Here is a 23,396-nt window from a genome sequence, read left to right on the forward strand (position 1 = left end):
AACTATATGCGAAACGCATACATTTAGCCCACCGATCGCAGTACCTGCCGGGCTCGCGCCACCCCGTCCTCCTCGCGCAGCCGCCCCGCGACGTACTGCGCGCCGCGGCGGAACAGGAGATTGCCGGACAGCTCCAGCAGCCGCGCGGTCAGCGAGTCCGCCGTCAGCTCCCGCAGCGGCAGCGGGCGCGGACCGGCGCCGAGCCGGGAAACCCGGTCGCCCCAGTAGGGCTGGTCGGAGAAGACCGGGCAGACCAGCGACGGAACACCGGCACGCAATGCGGCCGCCGTCGTGCCCGCGCCACCGTGGTGCACCACCGCCGCGGTACGTGGGAACAGCCACGCGTGCGGGACGTCCCCGACGGTCAGCAGATCGTCGTCGCCGGCTCCGGCATCGGTACCGAGCAGGCCGCGCAACCCGGCCCGGCGCAACGCCGCGCGGACGGCCGCGAACGTCCGCTCCGCCTCCGACGGCCGCATACTGCCGAAACCGACGTACACCGGAGGCGGCCCGGACGCGAGGAAATCCCGCAGACGCGGGTCCGGCCGCCAGCCGGCGGGCGCTTCGAGGAACCAGTACCCCGTGACGTGGACCCGCGCCGGCCAGTCCTTCGGCCGGGGCACCACGGCGTCGGAAAATCCGCACAGCACCGGGGTTTCCGTCCGCCGTGGCCCGCGCAGCCCGGCCGCGGGCAGGCCGAGTGACCGCTCGCGCCACCGGTCCACCTCCGGCCGCAGCACCTGCCAGGCGACGGTGTCGACGGCGCGGAAGCTCAGCCGCCTGCCGCAGGGCCCGGCCTTGGCCGCCCACGGCGCCAGCGGATGGGCGAAGGCCCCCGTCGGCACGCTGGGCTGGTAGTGCAGTTCCACATTGGGAACGCCGAGCGACGCGCCCAGGTGCGCGCCGAGGAATCCCAGCGTCGGGGCGAGGACGAGGTCCGCCCCCGCCGCTCCCTGGTGGACGTCGGCCAGCAGACGCTCCATCACCGGGGCCAGCGCACCACGCAACCCGCGCAGGAAGGTCACCGACGTGCGCCCTTCGGTCCATTCGCGTCCACCGTCCGAACCGAGAATCTCCCCGGGATCGGCCGAGAGCGGCGCGAAATCCAGGCCGTGCGAGGTCACCAGGGTCCGGAACCGTTCGGCCGCCAGCACCCGCACCCGATCACCGTCGAGACCACGCCCCAAGGCGATGCACGGCTGGACGTCGCCCCGCGAGCCGGGAGCGACGATCACCACGAGCCGGCTCATCGCTTCGCCGCCGTCAGCCGGTAGCGGAGGCGGAACGGCAGGTTCGCCAGCACGGCGGCGATATGCGCGTCCCTGCCCACCAGGTACCTCGGTGCGGCACGGCGCGCGGTCAGCGCGTGGACCACGACCCGCGCCACCCGCTCGGGCGGTACCCCGTTCCGCGCGGACCGCTCCGCACTGCGTTCGGCCTCGTCCAGTTGCGCCGCATACCTTTCCCGCGCGGTTTCCGGCAGCGCGGCACGCACCTCTTCGGCGGCGGCGCGGGCTCGCGACCAGATCGAGGTGGCGACGGCGCCGGGCTCGACGAGGACGACGCCGATCCCCGACGGGGCCAGCTCGGCGCGCAGGCTGTCGGTCAAACCGACCAAGGCGAACTTCGACGTGTGATACGGCCCGACCATCGGCCCGGCGATCCGTCCGCCCATCGACCCGACCGTCACGACCCTGGCACGGGACGCGGCGCGCAGCGCGGGCAGCATCGCCTGCGTGACGGCGAGCTGACCGGTGACGTTGACCTCCAGCTGGTGCCGGAAATCGTCGAGCGGGACGTGTTCCAGCGGCCCCGGCCTGGCCGTCCCGGCGTTGTTCACCAGCCCCCGCACCGGACCCGCCGCCACGACCTTCTCGCCGCAAGCCGCGATCGACGCCGGATCCCGGAGATCCATCCGCAGCACGGTGACCGCTTCGCCGTGCGCACGAACAAGTTCCCGTTCATCCGCGTCGGTGCGCACACTGGCCCAGACGTGGGCGTCCCGCCGGACGAGTTCGGCCACGCACGCCCGGCCGATCCCGCTCGACGCCCCGGTGACCACAAAGGACGGACGCGTCACGACGACTCCCCCGCCTTCACCGGTGCGGCGAGGGCACGCAGCATCCGCGGCCACGTCTTGTGCAACTGGTCCTGCCAGTACGCCCAGTGATGCGTGCCCGGCCCGTAGAAGTCCGTCATGACCGGGACACCGAGCCGGTTCAGCCGGTCGGCCATCGCGGTGGTCTGGCCGGAGCAGAGGAATTCGAGCAGCATCGCGCCGGGCAGCACGTCGATCGGGAGCTTGCCGTCGAACGGTCCGGGCAGGCCGTTGCCCGTGGACAGGTACAGCTCCGTGCCGCGCAGGCGGTCGGCGTTCACCAGCGGATCGTGCGCGTCCCAGCGGGACGCCTCGCGACGGCGGTCACCCCAGAGCGCTTCGGGGTCCTGCCGCGCCGAGGCCACGATCGCGCTGGTCAGCAGCTCGCCGTACGGGCCCGTGGGGTTGAGATTGCCGCTGAACGACCCGGCGAACCGGAATACCCCCGGCCGCCGGGCGGCGAGTTCGACCGCGCCGTAGCCGCCGAGCGAGAGCCCCGCCGCCACCCGGCGGCCGTCCCCGCGATAGCCGCGGTCGATCAGCTGCGGGATCTCGACGGCGGTGAACGTCTCCCAGTGATTGAGCACGACGTTCTTGCCGTAATTCCACCAGTCGGAAAAGAACCCCGCTGAACCCGAGCCCGGCATCACCACCAGCGCGCCCGAGTCGTCGGCGAGCTTCCGGATGTCGGTGTTGGCGGTCCAGCCGCGGTAGTCCTGCAGCCGCGTCTCCCCGGCGAGCAGGTACACCGCCGGCCACTTGCGGTCCGGTTCGGCGTCCCAGCCGGACGGCAGGATCAGCCGCACCATCGCGTAACTCCCGACGCCGACCGAGCGCACGGTGAGATCCAGCATCCGCGGGTCACCGTCCACAGTGGTCTGGGCGACGACGTGTGAGCCGTCGTCGGCGCGGGCGTCCGGGACTTCGCTCTCGGCCCGTGCCGAGGCCGCGAAGACACTCGGCAGCAGGCAGGCGGCGGCCACCAGCGACGCGACGGCCCGCAGCCGCCTCGAAGTATCGCGCATACGTAATCCTTTGTCCCGGTCGTTCGATCGAATTCGAAAATGTGACGGCGATTACCCGAGAAGGAAAATCAGAGGTGGCGACACGTTAAGCGGACGAGCCTCTTCCGCGCAATTGTCCCGCCCACAATCCGGGAGGACAATATGAATGCCAGGGAAACAAGAAATGCCTCGGCCTCCCCCATCGGGGTGACCCGTCGCTCACGGACAGTGAACGACTGTGGCACGGGAGTACCAGACTGGCTCGGACACCAGCGAAAATCCCGAAACTCGCAGGTCACACCCCGTACACGAAGGACATTTACGTTCTCTTGACACCTTCCGGTATTCGATTTCCCGCCGTAGCCTTCGTCGTGCCGCCCGGGTTCGGCGTTCCCTGACGCGACCCCGGCGCCCGCGTCCCACCGAAGGGACCAAACCTCCCAAGGACCCTTCCGAAAGGGCTATTCATGGCTGCCCGAATTCGCGCGCTCGTCGTGTCCGCCGCCGCGGTCGCGACCATTTCCGGCACACCCGGAGAATCGATTCAGGCCGCGCCCGCGCCGCCTTCCCCCGTCGTTCCGGAAGCCGCCCTGCTGCCACCGGAAACCGTCCCGCACGCGTCCGCTCGCGACGGTTTCGACGTGGCCTCGGCACTGTCCACCCCGGGCCGTGGGCAGAGCAGGGTCGATATCGGCGGTTGCGAAGACGTCGTCCACGGCAGGCTGGTCGGCGACGGCGCCGCCGGCCAGGGCTTCCAGTCCGCCGTCCCCGGCGGCCAGGTCTCCGAACTGGTCGCCCGCCTGACGAACCCGCCCGATCTGCCGGCATGGGCCGCGCAGGCCGGGAGGTGCTCGAAGGTGACGGTCGACGACGCGGCCGGTACCGCGGTGTCGACCGTCACCGTCCACCCGGGTCCCGCCGTGCCGGGCGCGAAAACCCTTTCCTACGAACAACTCCTGACGCTCCCCGGACAGCCCCCGAGCTGCCGGGACTGCGTCTGCGCACCGTCGCCATCGCCGCCGACGACGTGCTGGTCGTGCTTCGTGACGCCGGGACGACCGGCCTCGATCTCGACGCGCTCGCCGTCGCCGCCTGGCGGCACGCCGCCGGTCCGCTCGGCCGCTGATCCCCCGCACCACCCCGGATACTGAGGAGACGCCATGTCCCTGGCCCCCGAAAACCTGCCCGCCACGGCCGGCCCCACCCTCCCCGACTGCCTCCGGCATTGGGCGGACACCGGCGGCGACCGGCCGGCGGTCACCTTCACCGACTTCGCGACCGATCGCGCCGGGCGACGGCGGACCCTGACGTGGAAACAGCTCAAGGACCGCGTCGACGCCGTCGCGGGAGCGCTGCCCGTCCGGCCCGGTGACCGGGTGGCGGTGCTGTGCCCGCAGAGCGCCGATTACGTCGTCGCCTTCCTCGGCGCGATCACCGCGGGCGCGATCGCCGTACCGTTGTTCGATCCCGGGCTGCCCGGGCACGCCGGACGGCTCGCCGCGGTGCTCACCGACTGCTCCCCCACCGCGGTGATCACCACCGCCGCGGCCGAGGACGCGGTCCGCGAATTCCTGGCGGGACTGCCCGGCGGCGAGCAGGTCACGGTCGTCGCGGCGGACAAAGCGAGCCCCGTCCGCGCCTGGCCCGCCCCGGCGCCGGCACCGGACGACGTGGCGTACCTGCAGTACACCTCCGGTTCGACGCGCAGCCCGGCCGGAGTGGTGCTGACCCACGAGAACGTGCTCGCCAACGTCCGCCAAGCGGTGCACGGGCTCGGTATCGAGCCGACGGGCACCACGGTGTCGTGGCTGCCGCTGTTCCACGACATGGGTCTCGTGCTCGGCTTGATCACGCCGCTGGCGATGGGCATGCGGTCGGTGCTGATGGATCCGCTGGCCTTCATCGAGCGCCCGGTGCGCTGGCTGGAACTGCTCGGCGACCACAACGGGAGCTGGAGCGCCGCCCCGAACTTCGCGTTCCACTACGCCGCGAGCCGGGTGCGCGAGGAAGACCGCGCCAAACTCCGGCTCGACCGGGTCGCCGCGATCGTCAACGGAGCCGAGCCGATCAACCCCGGCGTACTCGACCGGTTCCACGAGACGTTCGCCGAGGCCGGATACACCCCGGACAAGACCCGGCCCGCGTACGGGCTGGCCGAGGCGACCGTGTTCGTCACCACCGGTCCCGGCGTTCCGCCACGGGTCACCACGTTCGACCGCGCCGCGCTGGGCGCCGGAACGGCACGGCCGTCGGACGACGGCCTCAAGCTGGTCGCCTGCGGTGTCCCGGTGGGCCAGCAGGTCGCGCTGGTCGACCCGGAAACCGGGGTCGCGCTGGCGGACGGTTCGGTCGGCGAGATCTGGGTGCACGGCCCCAACGTCGGCACGGGCTACTGGCAGAAACCCTTGGAGAGCACCGAAACCTTCGGCGCGCGGCTGACCGGCGACCACGGCGGGCTTCCGAGCGGCCCCTGGTTGCGCACGGGCGACCTCGGCGTCCGGTACGACGGCGAGGTCTACATCGCGGGCCGGATCAAGGACCTGCTCATCGTCGACGGCCGCAACCACTACCCGCAGGATGTCGAAGCGACGGCGGCCTCGGCCGACCGCGACATCCGCCCGGGCAGTGTCGCCGCGTTCGCCGTCGAAGGCACCGACACCGAAGCCGCGGTCATCGTCGCCGAACATCGCGGCCACACCGCGCTGACCACGGAGGACGAGCGGGCACTCGCCGTGGTGATCCGGCGGCTCGTCTCCGACGCGCACGGCCTCGCGCTGCGCGACGTCGTGCTCGTCCCGGCGGGCCTGGTCCCGCGGACCTCCAGCGGCAAGATCGCGCGGAGCGCCTGCCGCGACCGTTACCTCGCCGGCGATTACGGAAAGGCCTTGGTGCGATGAGAAACCCGTCGTTCGACACGCCCACGCTGCGCCGCTGGCTGCTGGACACCGTCGCCGGGCACACCGGCGTCGACGCGGCCCGGCTCGAAGCCGACCGCCCGCTCAGCGACTACGGCCTGTCCTCCCGCCAGGCCGTCGGGATCGCCGCCGATCTCGAAGACCTGCTCGGCACCCCGCTCCCGGCCACCCTGCTGTGGGAGAGCCCGACCATCGACCACCTGGCCCGCTCGCTCACCGGCGGCACGGAGCCCGAACCCGAACCGGCGAGCACGGACCGGCGCCGGACCGATCCGATCGCCGTCGTCGGCCTCGGCTGCCGTTGGCCGGGAGCGGACGGCCTCGACGAGTTCTGGGAGCTGCTGCGCAGCGGACGGGACGCCGTCCGGACCGCGCCTCCGGGCCGGTGGAGCGCCGACGCGGCACCGATCGTCGGCGGATTCCTCGACGACGTGGCCGGTTTCGACGCGGACCACTTCGGCATCACCCCGCGCGAAGCGTCCACAATGGACCCACAGCAGCGGATGCTGCTGGAGGTCGCCTGGGCCGCGCTCGAACACGCCGGGATCGCCCCGGCTTCCCTGCGCGGCAGCAGGACCGGCGTGTTCACCGGGATCTCCACCCACGACTACGGCCACCTCACGATGGCGGGCGACGGCGTGGATCTGTGGACCGCCACCGGCGCGGCCGGGAGTATCGCGGCCAACCGGCTCTCCTACGTCTACGACCTGCGCGGGCCGAGTATGGCGGTCGACACCGCCTGCTCCTCGTCACTGATCGCGGTGCACCACGCGGTCCGCGCGCTGCGCGACGGCGAGGCGGATCTGGCCTTGGCGGGCGGGGTGAACCTCATGCTGCTGCCCGGCCCGACGGCCGCGTTCGCCGCGGCGGGGCTGCTCGCCGAAAACGGCCGCTGCAAGACGTTCGCCGCGGACGCCGACGGCATCGCACGGGCCGAGGGCTGCGGTGTCGTCGTGCTCAAGCGGCTGGCGGACGCCGAATACGACGGGGACCGGGTGCTGGCGGTGATCCGCGCCACCGCGGTCAACTCCGACGGACGCTCACAGGGTATGGCGGCGCCGAACCCCGTCGCGCAGCAGGACATGCTGCGCACGGCGTACCACGGCGCCCGGCTCGATCCGTCCACAGTGGACTATGTCGAGGCGCACGGCACCGGCACGCTGCTGGGTGACCCGATCGAGGCCCGCTCGCTCGGCGCCGTGCTCGGCAAGGACCGTCCCGCCGACGCTCCGCTGCTGATCGGCTCGGTGAAGACGAATATCGCGCACGCGGAGGCGGCCGCGGGGATCGCCGGGCTGATCAAGGTCGTCCTCGCGATGACCCGGGACGAACTGCCGCCCCAGCTGCACTTCACCGCCCCCAACCCGCATATCCCGTTCGACGATCTGCGTCTCAAGGTGGTGACCGAACCGACGCCGTGGCCACGCCGGTCCGGCCGGGCCACGGCGGGTGTCTCCGCGTTCGGTTTCGGCGGGACCAACGCGCACGTCGTCCTCGAACAGGCGCCGCCACCGGAGCCGGTCCCGGACCGCGGCGACGTCCGCATCGGCCTGCTGTCCGCCCGCACCCGAGACCGTCTCGCCGAACGCGCGACGCAGCTGGCGAACTGGCTGGACACGACGTCGTCGCTGTCCCTCGCCGACGTCACCCACACGCTGTCCCGGCGGGACAACGGCGGCCCGCACCGCGCCGCCGTCGTCGCCGGGGACACGGCCGAACTGGCGGATCTGCTGCGCGCCGTCGGCTCCGGTGCCGATCCGCTGCCCGCGGGCACGGTCACCGGCACCGCCCGGAGCACCGACGGCCCGGTGTTCGTGTTCTCCGGCCACGGCTCGCAGTGGCCGGGCATGGGGCAGGGGCTGCTGGCCGCCGAACCCGCGTTCGCCGCACAGGTCGACAAGCTCCACGACCTGTTCACCGAGCACACCGGCCGCTCGCTGCGTGCACTGCTCACCGGCGGGGATCCGTTGTCGCTACCCGAAACCCAGACGGCCATCTTCGGCACGCAGATCGCGCTCGCCGCCCAGTGGGAGGCGCTCGGGGTCCGGCCGGCGGCCGTCGTCGGGCATTCCCTCGGTTCCGCCGCGGCCGCCGTGGTGAGCGGCGTGCTCACCCCCGACGAGGCCGTCCACCTGGTGGCGACCCGGGCCCGGCTCCTGGGCACCATCAGGCCCGGCGGAGCGATGGCGGCGGTCGAACTCGCCCCCGAAGAGCTCGATCTGTACCCGGACATCGAACTCGCCGTCGAATCCGCGCCGGGCCAGCTGACCGTGGCCGGGGACGCGACCGTGCTCGACCTCCTGGTCGCGGAACTGGAAGCCGCCGGGCTGCGGGCGCGGCGGCTGCCGGTCGAGGTCGCCGGGCACTCCGCCCGCGTCGACCCGGTCCTGCCCGCCCTCCGGGAGGCGCTCGTCGAACTGGGCGGCCGTCGTCCGACGGTGCCTTGGTACGACACGGTTCTCGCCGATCCTCGGGAGCTGCCGGACTTCGACGCCGGATACTGGGCCGCGCATCTGCGCCGTCCGGTGCGGTTCCGGCAGGCCGTGGCGGCCGCCGCCGCGGACGGGCACCGCGTGTTCCTCGAGGTGTCGCCGCATCCGATCCTGCGGGGTTCGGTGGCGAGGACGCTCGAAGCCGAGGGGATCCACGACGCGCTCGTCACCGGGACCCTGCGCCGGGGCCAGGACGAGGTCCGCGCGCTGGGCGCCGCCGCGGCCGAGCTGTACTGCGCCGGCACCCGGATCACCACCGCCGATCCGGACGACGGGGCGCGGCTGGTCGACGTCCCGCCGATGCCGTGGCGGCACGAACGGCACTGGTACACCGCCGCCGAGGAACCGCCGTCGTTCGCGGCGCGCACCCCGGAGCCCGAACCCGAGCGGAGCGGCGGAGGCGACCGGCTCACCGAGATCGTCGCCGCCGTCATGGGGCTGCGTCCCGACCGCCTCGACGCCCACGTCCCGCTGGTGGAGCTCGGACTGGATTCCCTGATGGCGAACCGGATCCGTGAGGCCGTCCGCCGGGAGTTCGGCACCGAACCCGACGCCGCCGCCGTGCTCCGGGGCGCCACGCTCGCCGAGCTCAGCCGCGATCTCGCGCCCCGCGAGAACGAGGAACCGTTGCCGTCGCGCGGCCGCGCCTGGGACGCGGCTGATCGCCTGGTGCTGCGCCTATGGCAGGAACACACCGGCGCCGAAGCGACCGGCATGCACGTCCGGCTGACCGAGACGGACACGCCGGACCGGCTGGCCGAGCTGCTCGCCGAGGGACTCGGCACCGAGCTCGCCACTCCTGTCGACGCCGCCGAACTCCGGCGGCACGACTCGCTCGCAGCCATCGCCGACGTCGCCCGCGCGGTCCTCGACACGCGGGAGGAGCGGGGGCCGGTGCACGTCCTCGCACCTGGTGAGGCCGGAGTCGCGCCGCTGCTGCTGTTCCACCCTGGCGGCAGCACCTGCACCGTGTACCGGCCGCTGCTGGAGCGGCTGCCCTCCGGTGTGCCGTGCGTCGGGTTCGAACGCGTTCCCGGTGTCAGCATCGAAGACCGGGTCGAGCAGTTGCTGCCGTTGGTGCGGGAACAACGTCGCGACCGGCCGTACCGGCTGGCGGGCTGGTCGTTCGGCGGGGCACTGGCGTACGGCGTCGCCGCCCGGCTCGCCGAAGAGGGCGAGGAGGTCGAGTTCGTCGCGCTGATCGACACGATGCTCCCGCTTCCGGAACCGGACCTCGACGCGAGAGCGTCATCCGCCCGGCGGTTCCTGCGCTTCACCGGGTACGTCGAGGGGACCTATGGCCGCGAAGTGCGGCTCGGCCACGAGGAACTCGCGCCGCTACCCGAAGAGGAGCAGATCGAGCTGACCATGCGGCGGGTCGCCGAGGCGGGTTTGCTCAGCCCCGGCGTGCTCCGGCACCAGCGTCAGTCCTTTTTGGACACCCTGGCGGCCGAACGGGGCACACCCCGCCGCTACGACGGACGGGTCGTGCTCTACCGGGCGACCGAGCAGTACGCGGCCGGGCTGGCGATGGAACCGCGGTATTCGCGCACAGATCTCGCGGCGGGCTGGGCGGAGCTGTGCCCGGGGCTGGAGATCGTGCCGGTCGAGGCGCATCACCTGTCGGTGGTCGACCCGCCCCACGTCGACGTCGTGGCGAGGCATCTGACGGGACTCCTGTGACCACGGCCCGGGCCGAGCGAGCGGTCGACCGCGCCTGGCCGCTGCTGGCGGTACTCGGCGCCGGGCTCTTCCTCGTGGCGGTCGACGCGACCGTGCTGCACGTCGCGTTGCCCGACCTCGTCCGGCAGCTGCGCCCGGGCGCGGCGGCACAGGTGTGGATCGTGGCGATCTACCCGCTGACCGCCGCACCGCTGCTGCTGCCGTTCGGCACCCTCGGCGACCGGTACGGGCGGCGGCGCGTACTGGTCGCCGGGTACGTCGTGTTCGGGATCGCGTCGCTCGGCTGCGCGTTCGCGCCGAACGTGCCGGTGCTGCTGGGCTGCCGCGCACTGCTCGGCTGCGGTGGCGCGATGATCATGCCGGTGACGATGTCGCTGCTCCGCGAGCTGTTCCCGGATCAGCGGCGTCGCCGCGCGGCGATCGCGGTGTGCAGCGGGATCGCGGGCACCGGATCGGTGTTCGGGCCGATCCTCGGCGGAGTGCTCGTGGAGTCCTGGGGCTGGCGGGCGACGTTCCTGCTGAATCCTCCGGTGATCCTGGTGGCGGTCGTCCTGGCGGTGCGATGGCTTCCCCGGAATCCGCCAGGACGGCGGCCGTGGGACGCGGTCAGTGCCGCCCTCGCGGCGAGCGGCGTCCTCGGGATCGCTTTCGCCGTCGGGCATCCGGGCTCCTGGACCACCGCCGTCGCCTCGGGCTCGACCGGGTGTGTCCTCATCGGACTGTTCCTGCGCCGCCAGCGCCGGACCGATCCGCCGTTGCTGGACCTCGCCCTGTTCCGGCGGCCGGGTGTGCGGGCCGCGGTCGGCGGAGTGCTGCTGGTGATGAGCACGCTCGTCGGGCTCGGCCTGCTGTTCGCCCAGTATCTCCAGGTGGTGCTCGGGCTTTCGCCCACCGCGGCGGCGGGCAGGCTCCTCCTGGTGCTGGGCGCGTCGGCGGTCGGCAGTGTGGTGACCCCGTCCCTGCTGGGGCGCTTCGGCAACGCCCGGGTCCGGACGGCCGGGTTCGGGGTGGCGGCGGTCTCGTTGCTGGTCCCGGCGGCGGGTCCGGCCGCGCTGACCTCGCCGGTGCTGCTGGGCGCCGGGCTGACCGGGCTGGGCCTGGGGATGGCGCTCGCGCTCACTGCGAGCACCGACACCCTGCTTTCGGCGACGTCGGCGGACCAGGCGGGCGGTGCCGCGGCGGTCGAGAAGACCGGTTACGAACTGGGTGCCGGTTTCGGGACGACGGTGTTCGGTTCCCTGGCCGCCGCCGTGTACGCGGGGCATCTGGCCGTCCCAGCCGGCTTGCCCGAACCAGCGCGGGTGCTCGCCCTGTCGGGACCGGCCCAAGCGGAGGCGGCCACCTCGGGCCTCACGCCGCATTTAGCCGACGAACTGCTCGACGCCGCGAAGGCCGCCTGCACCACCGGACTCCAGGTGTCGGCGGCCGTCGCTTGTGGACTGTTCCTGATGGCCGTCCTCGCCAGCGCGCGCCTTGGGTCTCGTGAGTGGTAAGGACGGTTAGAACCGTCCTTACCACTCACGAGCCCCAAGACCGAACTGGGAGTTTCGCGTGACCGGGCGGACGACACGCGTGATCAGACGGACGACACGCGTGACTGGAGGGACGGCACACGGTGCGGCCGGATCCGCCGCGAGCCGTCCGCCTGGACACGTGTGCCGTCCGTCTGATCACGCGTGTCGTCCCTCCAAGCACGCGAGATACGCCTCCAGGCACGCGAGTAACGCCTTCAAGCACGTGAGTAACGCGAAAGGCCCCACCCGGCTTCGGGTGGGGCCTTCACTGCGGTGGGCGATACTGGGATCGAACCAGTGACCTCTTCGGTGTGAACGAAGCGCTCTCCCCCTGAGCTAATCGCCCGCGGTACGAACTTCGGTCCACCGGAGGAAGCGAACCTGGTGCGCGATACTGGGATTGAACCAGTGACCTCTTCCGTGTCAGGGAAGCGCTCTCCCGCTGAGCTAAACGCGCGTGGTGTTTCGTTCGTACTGGAGACAGCTTAGCGGACCCCGTTTCCGGGCCGTCACAGGGGTTCCCCTTCCGCGAAGCTCAGGGTTTCGGCAGCCGGGAAGCGACCGAGCCCGCGATCTCCTTCGCCCGGTCGCACGGGCTCCCGCTCCCCTCGCGTGCCAGCAGCCGGACGGCGACATGTTCGGCCTCGCGGTCCGGCAGCGGACGATGCTGCCAGGTGACGGCGCAGTTCGAGCCGCCGAACTCCCGCAGGTCACCAGTGACGCCACTGCCGAGGTCGACCGGCGACCCCTCCGGCGCGTAGGCGCCTCGCTGCAACTCGACGGTCAGCGTGTCGCCGCCGCCCACCCACTCGCAGATCCGCAACGTCCGCGGCGCGGGCTGCGCGTTGGGCATGGCCTTGCCGAGCACGGCCGGGTCGGCGACCGCGCAGGGGTCGAGCGGCAGGATGCTCGCCGGGTCACCGGCACGGTCGGCCTCATGCGTACGCAGCCGGGTGAGCGCGGCGCTCAGCATGTCGTCGGCGGCCTTGCAGGGATCGCCTTCCCGGCCGGGATGGGAGACGACGATGCCGAGCCGCCGGTCCGACGGCAGCTGCGCGACCGAATCGCAGCCGCCGCTGATCGTGCTGCGCAGCAACGGCACTCCTTCGGCCGTGCGGTCCGTCCGTTCGACGCTGGACGTGCTCACCCCTTCGCCGAGCCGGAGTTCGAAGCTGACTCCCTTGAGGCCGGTGTACCTGCAGCGTGCCGGGTAGATCGGGCCCGTTTCCGGCTTCAGGGTGCCGAATTCCTGCACGAACCGGCCGGCGAGCACCTTGCACGGATCCACCATGCGCAGCCGTTCCAGGCCGAGTGCCTCGTTCGCCGACAGCGACGTCGTCCCGGGGTTCTCGGGTTTGGCGTGCTCGGCGATGGCGAGCCCGAGCGCGACCATCCCGGCGACGACGAGCAGGACGACCGCGGCGAGCGAGCCGAACAGGATCTTCTTCGTCCGCGGCGCCATCTTCTTGGGCGGCGGCCGCCAGATCGGCAGCGGCAGGGCCAGCACCGAGCGCACTTCGGTGTCCTGCTGCCGGATCCGGGCGTGCACGGCGGGCGGCCAGGGCGCCGCACCGGGCGGCACGGGGCCGAGGAAGTCCAGGATCTGTTCCGGGGTGGGCCTCCGTGCGGGGTCCTTGGCCAGGCAGGGTTCGGCGACCTGCCGGATCTCGTCCGGGACGGCGCTGAAATCCGCCGCGGCGTGCACGACGTTATACAGGGTCTGTGGTGCGGTCGGGCCGGTGAACGGGCCGCGGCCGGTCACGGCCATGACCAGGATCGCGCCGAGGGAGAACACGTCGCTCGCGCCGGTGATCGGCCCGCTGCCCGCCTGTTCCGGGGACATGAACGCGGGCGAGCCGATGATCGCGCCCGTCCCGGTGAGATCCGGCACGTCCTCCGCCACTCGCGCGATGCCGAAGTCGATCACCCGGGGGCCGTCACTCGTCAGGATGATGTTGCTGGGTTTGAGGTCCCGGTGGATCAGCCCGGCACGGTGGATCTCGGTCAGCGCCGCGGCGAGCCCGGACGCCAGCAGCCGCACCGACTCCGCGGGCAGGGGGCCGGCCGCGTCCACGGCCTCCTTCAAGGACGGCCCGGTGACGAAGACCGAGGCGAGCCACGGGGTTTCCGCTTCCGCGTCGGCGTCCATGACCGCTGCCGTGTACGCCCCGGAGACCAGCCGCGACGTGGCGACCTCGCGCCGGAACCGCTCACGGAAGCGGGGGTCGTGCGCGAACTGGGCGTGCAGCTGCTTGACCGCGACGAGCCTGCCGTCCGGGGCGAGGCCGAGCACGACGCGGCCCATGCCGCCTTCGCCGAGCTCGGCGATGATCCGGTACGGGCCGATCTGCCGGGGTTCGCCGGGGTTCAACGGTTTCACTGATCAGCCCTAGGGTTTCGGAAGTTTCGGCATCAGCGCCTCGGCGAAGCGCTTCGCCTTTTCGCAGGCTTGGTCGGCGTTCGTCTCGGAACCGCTGGTCCCGACGGTGAGCTCGACGTTCTCGCCGTCACGGTCGCTGACGGACCGGTGCTGCCAGGTCAGCGAACAGCTGGAGCGGGCGGCACCGTCGTCCCGCTTCGCCAGATACACCTTGGTGCCACCGATGTCCAACGTCGCGGTGCCGGTGTAGTACGAGTCCTTCGACTGGACCGGCGGATACGACCGCACGAAGCTCAGCCGGACGCTGCCCGCCGTGTCGTACCGGCATTCGTGCAGATGTTCGCGGATCGTTTCGACGACCGGGCCGATCAGCCGGTCGGTGGTCGCGGGGCCGAGCAGCGCGCACGGATCCAGCGGCGCCAGGGTCCCGGCGGGGAGCTCGCGTTCCTGGCCGCCGGCGCGGATCCGCTTCACCGCGTCGGCGAGCGCGGCCTTCACCACCGAACACGCCGTGTCCTTTGTGGACATCGAGTTCACGTCGGCGGCGAGTTTGGTGTTCGGCAGGCCGGACACCGGGACGGCGACCGCGCACGAGTCGTCGGAGCCTTTCACCCGCAGCGGAAGCCCTTCCAGCTCGCCGCCCGATTCGCCTTCGATCAGATCGCCGCCGACCGCGAGCTCCAGCCATTTGCCCGCGGGCGAGGAGTACGTGCACGAATCGAACTGGACGTCGATCTTCCTGCTCAGCTTGCCGAAGCCCGGCACGTCTCGTCCTTCGAGGACCTTGCACAGGTCGACGCGGCGCAGATTGTCCGGGCCGAGTGGGTCCTGGTTGACCGGGGTGGCGATCGGTTCGTCCGGCTGCGGCGGCGAGCTCGGCGCGACGGCCACCGGCGGATCTTCCCCGGACAACGAGACCGCCGCGACGACGCCGCCGGCGAGCAGCACGACGGCGCCCGCGGCGAGCCCCGCGTACAGGCCGCGCCGGGATCGCTTCGGGGGCGGCGGATTCAGCAGCCGCCGGACCTGGGCCTGCTGCGTCTCGATGAGATGCGACACCACCGGAGGCCACGGGCTGGTCATCGGCGGGATCGGGCCCAGCCGCTCCAGCACCCAAGCCGGTGACGGCCGGTCCGCCGGGTTCTTCGCCAGGCACGGCTCGACGATCTGCCGCAGCTCCGGTGCCAGCTGCCGGAGATCGGGGTGGACGTGCACGACGTTGTACAAGGTGTGCGGGGTGGACGTCCCGGTGAACGGATTCGCCCCGGTCGCGGCCATCACCAGCAGCGCGCCGAACGAGAACATGTCGCTCGCCGGGGTCAGTGGTTTGCCCTCGGCCTGTTCCGGCGACATGAACCCGGGCGAACCGATGACGGCGCCGGTGTGCGTGAGTTCGGAGTCGCCTTCGACGGCGCGGGCGATGCCGAAGTCGATCACCCGGGGGCCGTCACCGGTGAGGATGACGTTGCTCGGCTTCAGATCGCGGTGGATCAGTCCGGCCCGGTGGATGTCGCCGAGCGCCAGCGCGAGCCCCGCGGCGAGATGCCGGACCGCCACCGGAGGCAGCGGGCCGCCGGCGGAGACCGCTTCGGACAACGCCGGTCCCGGCACGAACACCGAGGCCAGCCACGGTGTCGGCGCGTTCGGATCGGCGTCCATGACCGGCGCGGTGTACGCGCCGGACACCAGGCGGGAGGTTTCGACCTCCCGGCGGAACCGCTCGCGGAAGCCGGGGTCGTGCGCGAAACCCGGATGGACCTGCTTGATCGCGACCAGGCGCCCGTCGGAAGAGGTCCCGAGCAGCACCCGGCCCATCCCGCCCTCGCCGAGCGCGGCGAACACCCGGTAGCGCCCCACGCCGGTGGGTTCGCCGGTGTTCAACGGCTTCACGAAGGCCCCCTTGTTCCGAGGGGCGATGGTACAAAACCACCCGCAAGTGTCACGCGGCGCGTCGGTCCGCCCGGCCGAAGTCCTTGAGCCGGAGGCTGTTGGACACGACGAGCACGGACGACAGCGACATCGCCGCCCCGGCGATCAGCGGGTTCAGCAGTCCCAGCGCGGCCAGCGGGATCGCGGCGACGTTGTACCCGAACGCCCAGAGCAGGTTCCCCCGGATGATCCGCAGCGTGCGGTCGGCGAGCCGGATGGCGTCGGGGACCACGCGCAGGTCTTCGCGGACCAGCACCATGTCGGCGGAGCGGACCGCGATGTCGCTGCCCTGGGCCATCGCCATGCCGAGATCCGCGGTGGCCAGCGCCGGACCGTCGTTGATCCCGTCGCCGACCATCGCGACCCGCGCTCCCCCGGCCCGCAGTTCCTCGATGACCGCGGCCTTCTCCGCGGGCAGCACCCCGGCACGCACGTCGGATACGCCGATCTCGTCCGCGACCACGCGGGCGGCGGCTTCGTTGTCGCCGGTCAGCAGCACGGTCCGCAGGCCGAGCTCGTGCAGGGCGTCGACGGCGGCCCGCGCCGACGGCTTCACGACGTCCCGGACCTCCAGCTGCCCGGCGACCCGGCCGTCCACCGCGACGAGGATCGCCGTCGCGCCGTCCGCCGCCGTGAAGTCGCCGGGAACGGAGATCCCGCGGTCGGCGAACAGACGCGCGTTGCCGACGAGGACGTCTTGTCCCTCGACGTCTCCCCGCGCACCGAGCCCGGGCAGCGCGGCGAAGCGTTCGACCGGGGGCAGGTCCGGCAGCTCGGCGCGCGCCGCGGTCACCACGGCCGCCGCGATGGCGTGCTCCGAACCGGCCTCGACGGCCCCGGCGAACCGCAGCAGCTCGCCGATGGTGAACCCGTCGGCGGGACGGCACGCGGTCACGGTCATCTTCCCGGTGGTGACGGTGCCGGTCTTGTCCAGTACGACGGTGTCCACCGTGCGGCTCGCCTCGAGCGCGTCCGGGCCCTTGATGAGGATGCCGAGCTGCGCGCCGCGACCGACCCCGGCCATCAGCGCGGTCGGCGTCGCGAGCCCGAGCGCGCACGGGCAGGCGATGATGAGGACGGCGACGGCCGCCGCGAACCCTTCGCGCGCGGGCGCGCCGCCGAGCAGCCAGACCGCGAGCGTCAGCGCCGCCACGCCGAGCACGGCGGGGACGAACACCGCGCAGATCCGGTCGACCAGGCGTTGGACCGCGGCCTTGCGAGCCTGCGCGCGTTCCGCGAGCGCGGTCATCTGGGCCAGCTGGGTGTGCGTGCCGACCGCGGTCGCGCGGACGACGAGCCTGCCGTCCCGGTTCACCGAGGCGCCGATCACCCGGTCCCCGGTGGCGACCTCCGCGGGCACCGGCTCACCGGTCACCGCGCTGACATCCACAGTGGACAGTCCGTTGTGGACGACGCCGTCGGCGGCGATCGACTCCCCCGGCTTGACCACGAACAGGTCGCCGACGGCCAGTTCGCTGATCGGGACCATCCGCTCGGCCCCTTCCCGCAGAACCCGGACGTCCTTGGCGGCCAAGGCGTCCAGCGCGGCCAGCAGCCCGGCGGCGCTGCGCCGGGACCGGCTCTCGAAGTACCGGCCTGCCAGCAGGAAGGTGGTCACCCCGGCGGCGACGTCGAGATAGATGGCGTCGGCACCGGCCGCCGTCGGGCCGAAGCCGATCCAGTAGCCGGGTTCGGTGCCGCCCGCGAAGGCGGACCAAGCCGACCACGCGAACGACGAGAGCACCCCCAGCGACACCAGGGTGTCCATACTGGACGACCGATGACGGAGGTTTCGCAGCGTGGCGCGGTGGAACGGCAGCGCGGACCAGAACACCACGGGAACGGCCAGCGCGAGGCACAGCAGCTCCCAGCCGGGAAACCGCAGCCGCGGGACCAGGGCGAGCGTGATCGAGAGGTTCCCCAGCGGGATCGCCAGCAGCGCGGCGACGACCAGCCGCCGCCGGAGATCACGGACCCGGGCGAAGCCGATGTCGGGATCCTCGTCGCCCCGGATCTCCGCCGTGTAGCCGGCTTTGCGGACCCGCTCGATGAGCACGTCGTCGGCAAGAGTCCCGGGGACCTGCACGGTGGCGCGCTCGGTCGCGTAGTTCACCGACGCGCGCACCCCGTCGAGCTTGTTCAGCGTGCGTTCCACCCGCGCCGAACAGGCGGCGCAGGTCATCCCCGACACGGTCAGCTCCACCGTGCGGACGGCGGACTCCGGCGCGGAAATCGTCATTCGTGGCACTCCCAGGTTTCACCGATGGTTCCTGGTGGTGGAACAGGTGTCCTGGTTGGTGTCGCGAGGAGATTACCGGCGGCGGGAACCGGACCCGCCGCCGGGCCGACTACTGCGGTGGTGGTGGAAACAGGTGTCCCGACACCGCACTCGCGTGCCTGGAGCCGTAACTCGCGTGCTTGGAGGCGTAACTCGGTGTTCGGCTTCCAAGCACGCGAGTTACGCCTTTGAGCACGCGAGTTACGGCTCCAAGCACGCTTGGCTCAGGTCTGGCGTGGGGTCAGCGCGAGCTCGAAGGTGTTGCCGTCTCCCTGGAAGAGGGTGCTGACGTAAGAGGTGAACGCGCCGCAGCCGGTCAGCGGCGCCAGCGAATAGGTGCCGGTGAGCGCACCGCCCATCGCCATGGTGAAACCGTCGCCGGTGCGCAGTTCCGCCGTCGACGGGGCCGACGTCCGGCAGCCCGGCCCGGTGCTGACCGGCATGCCGACGAGCGTCACGAGCGGAAGGACGGTGGTGAACCGGGGCCGCGCGACGAAACCGGTCCCGGCGAGATCGCCGCCCTGCGCTCCGTCGGCGACGAACTCCAGATCGGCCGAGCCCGGCAGGAAGCCGAACAGCCGGAAGTCGGCGTGCGCCTTGTCGAACACCGGGCCGCCGCTGAACACGGTGGCCGCGGTGGGGCTCAGGTCGAAGGTGCCGGTGAGCGGCGCGGCCGCGCCGAGTGCTTTGACGCCGGTCTTCCCGGCGACCGCGTACCGGTGCCCCGCGGGTTTGTCGCCGAGTTCGAAGGAGAGCAGGACCGGGTCCTGGCCGGGGTCGAGCGTGCAGTCCGAGGTGAACGAGCCGAGCCCGGTGAAGGAACCGTCGGCCTTCTTCGGGGTGAGACGGGTCGTGAAGTCCCCGACGGTGAGCGTCGTCGTGCCGGGTTTCGCCAGCGTCACCGTGGGCACGGTGCCGGTCGCCACCGGGCTGAACGGGCCGGACGGCGGGAGGTCGGTCTTCGCGACGTTCAGCGGGATGCGCACGGGGAGCGGGTTCGCGTCGCCGTTGACCACTGTCACGCCCGCCGCCGCGGTGCCTTCGATGGTGGTGGCGCCGACGAGGTTCAGCCCGCGGGCCGCCTTGTCCGGCACGGTCACGGTGATGGTCAGCCCGGAGGTGGTGAGCGTGCCGCCGGGCGCCGTCGGCACCTCGAAGTCGGCCTTGATGTTCACGTCGAGCTTCTGCAACCCGATCAGCGGGAACGGGCAGGTGAACGACAGCTTCTTGTCCACGGGCGTACCCGCCGCCGCGCTGCGGACGGCGACGAACAGCAGGCAGCCGGCGGTGATCAGCACGACGAGTCCCGCCGCGAGCAGCATCCGGACGTTGACACGAAGGGGCATGGTCGCCTTCCCGAAAACGGCACCGGTCCCCGTCGCGGGAGGCGACGGGGACCGGCTGCCTGACTACTTCTTGGTGAGGTTCAGGTCCAGCGTGTTGCCGTCGCTCTTGGCGAACGCGCTGATCCAGTCGTTCAGCTGACCGCAGTTCTGCAGCGCGGACAGCGAGTAGGTACCGGTGAGCTTCCCGCCCTTGAGCAGGTCGAAGTCCGGCCCCGTGGTCATCTCGCTGGTGGACGGGCTGACCGTGCCGCACTTCGGGTCGGTGCTGATGGGGATCCCGAAGACCTGCACGCTCGGCAGGAACACGTTGAACTTGATGTGCGCCTTGAACCCGGTGCCGACGAGCTCACCGGACTGCTTGCCGACCTGCTCGACCTTGATCTCCGAACGACCGTCGATGAACCCGAACAGCTTGAACTGGGTCGACGACGGGTCGAGCTTGAGGTCACCGGTGAACGTCTTCGACGCGAGGTCCACGTCCGCGTCGAACCCACCGTTGATCGCGGCCGTGCTGCCGAGAGACTTCAGCGCGGTCTGCCCCTTGATGCCGAACGCGTACTTGAGCCCGCCGCCACCGGGGGTGGTGGGCGTGGTCGGGGTCGTCGGCGTGGTCGGCGTCGTGGGGGTGGTGGGCGTGGTCGGGGTGGTGGGCGTGGTCTGCGTGGTCGTGCCGCCGCCCCCTTCACCGATCTTGATCGTGGCCAGCGTGTTGTTCTGGCCGGGATCCTGCGTGCACGGCGCGTCGATCGTGCCGTCCGGCGTGATGCCGGTGACCGAACCGTCGGCCTTGCGCGGGGTGACCTTCAGCTGCAGGTCGCCCACGGTGATCTTCGCCTCGCCGGGCTGGTTGAAGGTCAGCGAAGGCGTCTTGCCCGCCGCGTTGACCGTCATCTCGCCCGAGGTGGGGATGTTCTGCTTGGCGATGTCGTTCGGGACCTTGACCGGGAGGTTGAGCCCCGGCGCCTCCACGTTCGCCGCCGCGATGGCCTGGCCTTCCAGCGTGGTCGCACCGATCAGGTTGAGCCCGCTGACCGTGTCCGCGTTGATCGTGGACACGGCCTTGATGTCGAACGTGCCGGTCGGCTGACCGGTCTTGACCGACAGCGGAAGATCGGTGTTGATCACCACCTTGAGCGACTGCGACCCCACGAGCGGCAGGTTGCAGTGATAGTTGAGCGCGAGTGAGATCGGATCGGCGACACTGGACTGTGCCCCGACCACGAGTACCGCGGTGGCAAGCCCCACGGCACCGGCAGCGGCGGCGGCGACCGCCTTCTTGGTTCCTCTACGGTGACTCACGATCGTCCTTCCGTGGTATCAACGATGATACGAAACGGCGTACAATTCCCCAGAGCAATGATTACCGGCCCGAGAGAATTCTCCGGGTAGCGACGATGTCTGACGGATCGCAACCGAACAGTAAACTAACGACGCGTCCGCACCGCTATCAAGTGCTTCACCGGAAAAGTTGACGTGCCACCGGTAAATTGTCACGCTGGCACGGTGCGGCGGCGGTGTTCCTAGTAGCGACACATGGGTTTCCCCAGTTCAGAGCCGGATAAGGCGGCTCGCGGAACCGCTGACGAGGGTGACAATCGCGCCCCGGGAAACTATCTCGCGCATGCCAATCCCCGTTTTCCGGCCCGCACCCTCCTTGCTTGCCGGAATCTTTCGTGAGTAACCTCGCGGTTCAGCAAGCCGGTCGCCGCCGACCACCGCGGATTCCCGCTCGTCGCGGGCGCGACAGGCCCTCTTTCGCCGAATTCGACGGGGAAATCATGAAAAGAATGCGCCGCACGGCAGCGCGAATCGCGTTCGCCACCGTCTCCGTGACCGCCGCGGCGGTCCTGCTGAGCGCCTGCGGATCGGACGACCCGGCCGACGCGGGCAGGCACGCCGACCCGGCCGCGCTCGCGTGGGTGGACAAGGTGTGCTCGGGCGTCGCGACGGGCTCGGCGAAGCTGTCGCAGCCGCCCGCGTTCGACCCCGCCAATCCGCAGGCGACGAAGACCGCCATGGTGGGCTTCCTGAACTCGCTCTCCGCCGCGCTCGACGACATGGCGGGCGGGCTCCGGAACGCCGGTGTGCCGCCGGTCCCGGATGGACAGTCCGCCGTGGACAAGGCCACCACCACGCTCGGCGAGACCAAGTCGAAGGTGTCCGCCACCCTGACGCGGATGCAGGACGCGAAGGTCACCGACCAGGCGAGCCTGCAGAAGGTGGTCGCCGACGCGGACAGCACGATGAGCGGGCTGAGCGAGCCGGAAGGCCCGATCAAACACCTGCGCACCAACCCGGAACTGGATCTCGCGTTCACCGAGTCCACGACCTGCCGCCAGGTCTACGGCGGCAACGCCTGAGCCGGCACCACGAAGTCCGAACGGTGTCGCGAAAGCCACTTTCGGGACATCCAATGTCCTGAAAGTGGCTTTCGCGGCATCCACCCAGTCACCTATCCGCCCTGGAGGCCCGGCCGTGCCGACCCCGTTCACCCGCCCGTCCCGCCGGACGCTCGCCGTCGCGCTGGCGATCGTCCTGTCCGCCGGTCTCCTGACCGTGCTGACCGGAAGCCCGGCGAGTTCCGCCGTCGCGGCGGCGTCCGACGATTCGTTCTACACCCCGCCGTCTCCGCTCCCCGCGGGCAAACCGGGCGACATCATCCGCTCGCGTATCTCGAAAGCCGGTCCGCGTAAGGATTCCGTCAACGCGTGGCAGGTCATGTACCTGTCGACGAACGCTCTCGGGCAGCCGGACGCGGTGACCGGGACCGTGCTGGTGCCGAAGAACGTGGACCCGGCGAAGGCGCCGATCGTCTCGTTCGCCGCCGGTACGCACGGTCCCGCGTTCACCTGCACGCCGTCGAAGATGATCGACATCGGCGCGTTCTACGAGCAGTCCGGTCTCGACGACGCGCTCGACGCCGGGTACGCCGTCGCCCTCACCGACTACGAGGGCTACCGCCAGGATCCGAAGACGACCTACGTGGTTGGGCGTTCGGAAGGCCCGGCGGTGATCGACGTCGTCCGCGCCGCGCAGCGCCTGCCGGAGGCGAAACTGTCGGCCGACGCCAAGGTGCTCTTCCGCGGGTACTCGCAGGGCGGCGGGGCGGCCGCCTGGGCAGGGGAACTGCAGCCCGCCTACGCGCCGGAGCTGAACCTCGTCGGCGTCGCCGCCGGCGGTGTGCCCGCCGACCTCGTCCAGGTCACCCTGCAGCTCGACGGCAAGTTCGGCTTCGGTGTCTTCGCCTACGCCCTGATCGGCCTGGACAACGCCTATCCCGAACTGAAACTGGACTCGTTCCTCAGCGACAACGGCCGCGTGAAGCTGGCGGAGATGCAGAAGAGCGCGTGCACGTTCGAACTTCTCACGACCTACGCGAACAACAAGATCGCCGACTACACCACCAGCGCCGGGTACGTGCGCCCGGAATGGGTGAAGCGCCTCAACGAGAACAAGCTCGGCGGCACTCCCCCAAGGTCCCGGTGTTCCTCTACCACGCCACCCAGGACCAGCTCGTGCAGTTCGCCCAGGCCGACGCGTTGCACAAGGCCTACTGCACCGCCGGGGTCAAGACGACCTGGAAGACCTTCGAGACCGACCACATCACGGCGGTCTACACCGGGAACGCCGACGTGCTCGCCTTCCTCAAGGACCGCGTCGCGGGCGCTCCGGCGACGTCGAACTGCTGATCATCCTTTGCTCGTGAGTGGCTTAAGCCAACTGTGTCCTATGTACCTACTGGTCCGAAGTCCGTGAA

At 71.2% G+C, this 23,396-nt stretch carries 13 protein-coding genes, 2 tRNA genes and 1 pseudogene; 6 read left to right on the forward strand and 10 right to left on the reverse strand.

Going from position 1 to position 23,396, the window contains the following annotated elements; all coding sequences use genetic code 11:
* Nucleotides 1–23 precede the first annotated feature (23 nt).
* Genes MJQ72_RS22400 through MJQ72_RS22410 form a run of 3 tightly spaced genes read right to left on the reverse strand, consistent with a single transcriptional unit; the run spans nt 24 to nt 3,123 of the window.
* Nucleotides 24–1,250 (reverse strand): glycosyltransferase, encoded by a 1,227-nt coding sequence (locus MJQ72_RS22400; protein WP_240592933.1) that lies wholly within the window; start codon nt 1,248–1,250, stop codon nt 24–26.
* On the reverse strand, nt 1,247–2,080 hold the full coding sequence (locus MJQ72_RS22405) for an SDR family NAD(P)-dependent oxidoreductase (protein WP_240592934.1): 834 nt from the start codon (nt 2,078–2,080) through the stop codon (nt 1,247–1,249). The genes MJQ72_RS22400 and MJQ72_RS22405 overlap by 4 nt, the downstream gene beginning before the upstream one ends.
* Nucleotides 2,077–3,123, reverse strand: a complete 1,047-nt coding sequence (locus MJQ72_RS22410) for an alpha/beta hydrolase family protein (RefSeq protein WP_240592935.1) — start codon at nt 3,121–3,123, stop codon at nt 2,077–2,079. Before MJQ72_RS22410 ends, MJQ72_RS22405 begins: the two co-directional genes overlap by 4 nt.
* 446 nt (nt 3,124–3,569) lie before the next feature.
* On the opposite strand from MJQ72_RS22410, the gene MJQ72_RS22415 reads away from it, so the two are divergent.
* From MJQ72_RS22415 to MJQ72_RS22430, 4 genes are read left to right on the forward strand one after another with little or no spacing between them, the layout of a single operon-like run.
* Nucleotides 3,570–4,253 (forward strand): hypothetical protein, encoded by a 684-nt coding sequence (locus tag MJQ72_RS22415; protein ID WP_240592936.1) that lies wholly within the window; start codon nt 3,570–3,572, stop codon nt 4,251–4,253.
* 9 nt (nt 4,254–4,262) lie between these two features.
* Nucleotides 4,263–5,999, forward strand: coding sequence for a fatty acyl-AMP ligase (locus MJQ72_RS22420; RefSeq protein WP_240592937.1), 1,737 nt, complete (start codon nt 4,263–4,265; stop codon nt 5,997–5,999).
* A complete protein-coding gene (locus MJQ72_RS22425) occupies nt 5,996–10,192 on the forward strand; it encodes a type I polyketide synthase (protein ID WP_240592938.1) in 4,197 nt (1,398 codons plus the stop codon). Before MJQ72_RS22420 ends, MJQ72_RS22425 begins: the two co-directional genes overlap by 4 nt.
* Nucleotides 10,189–11,685, forward strand: a complete 1,497-nt coding sequence (locus MJQ72_RS22430) for an MFS transporter (protein WP_240592939.1) — start codon at nt 10,189–10,191, stop codon at nt 11,683–11,685. Before MJQ72_RS22425 ends, MJQ72_RS22430 begins: the two co-directional genes overlap by 4 nt.
* A 295-nt stretch (nt 11,686–11,980) precedes the next feature.
* Here MJQ72_RS22430 and MJQ72_RS22435 read toward each other — a convergent pair.
* From MJQ72_RS22435 to MJQ72_RS22465, 7 genes are all read right to left on the reverse strand, one after another.
* Nucleotides 11,981–12,052: transfer RNA gene (locus MJQ72_RS22435), tRNA-Val, on the reverse strand.
* A 36-nt stretch (nt 12,053–12,088) separates the two neighbouring features.
* Nucleotides 12,089–12,163: transfer RNA gene (locus tag MJQ72_RS22440), tRNA-Val, on the reverse strand.
* A 78-nt stretch (nt 12,164–12,241) separates the two neighbouring features.
* Nucleotides 12,242–14,086, reverse strand: a complete 1,845-nt coding sequence (locus MJQ72_RS22445) for a serine/threonine-protein kinase (protein ID WP_240592940.1) — start codon at nt 14,084–14,086, stop codon at nt 12,242–12,244.
* A gap of 9 nt (nt 14,087–14,095) precedes the next feature.
* Entirely contained in the window at nt 14,096–15,976 is a 1,881-nt protein-coding gene (locus MJQ72_RS22450) for a serine/threonine-protein kinase (protein WP_240592941.1), read from the reverse strand.
* Nucleotides 15,977–16,025: 49 nt separating this feature from the next.
* On the reverse strand, nt 16,026–18,254 hold the full coding sequence (locus tag MJQ72_RS22455; RefSeq protein ID WP_240592942.1) for a cation-translocating P-type ATPase: 2,229 nt from the start codon (nt 18,252–18,254) through the stop codon (nt 16,026–16,028).
* A gap of 263 nt (nt 18,255–18,517) precedes the next feature.
* Complete coding sequence (locus tag MJQ72_RS22460; RefSeq protein WP_240592943.1) at nt 18,518–19,639, reverse strand: DUF6801 domain-containing protein; 1,122 nt, start codon at nt 19,637–19,639, stop codon at nt 18,518–18,520.
* Between the two features lie 63 nt (nt 19,640–19,702).
* Nucleotides 19,703–20,938 (reverse strand): DUF6801 domain-containing protein, encoded by a 1,236-nt coding sequence (locus MJQ72_RS22465; protein WP_240592944.1) that lies wholly within the window; start codon nt 20,936–20,938, stop codon nt 19,703–19,705.
* A gap of 488 nt (nt 20,939–21,426) precedes the next feature.
* Here MJQ72_RS22465 and MJQ72_RS22470 point away from each other — a divergent pair, with 488 nt between their 5' ends.
* Entirely contained in the window at nt 21,427–21,999 is a 573-nt protein-coding gene (locus tag MJQ72_RS22470) for a hypothetical protein (protein WP_240592945.1), read from the forward strand.
* Nucleotides 22,000–22,114: 115 nt separating this feature from the next.
* A pseudogene (locus tag MJQ72_RS22475) lies at nt 22,115–23,328 on the forward strand (lipase family protein).
* The last annotated feature ends 68 nt before the right edge of the window (nt 23,329–23,396 follow it).

The organism is Amycolatopsis sp. EV170708-02-1 (assembly GCF_022479115.1).
GTDB lineage: Bacteria > Actinomycetota > Actinomycetes > Mycobacteriales > Pseudonocardiaceae > Amycolatopsis.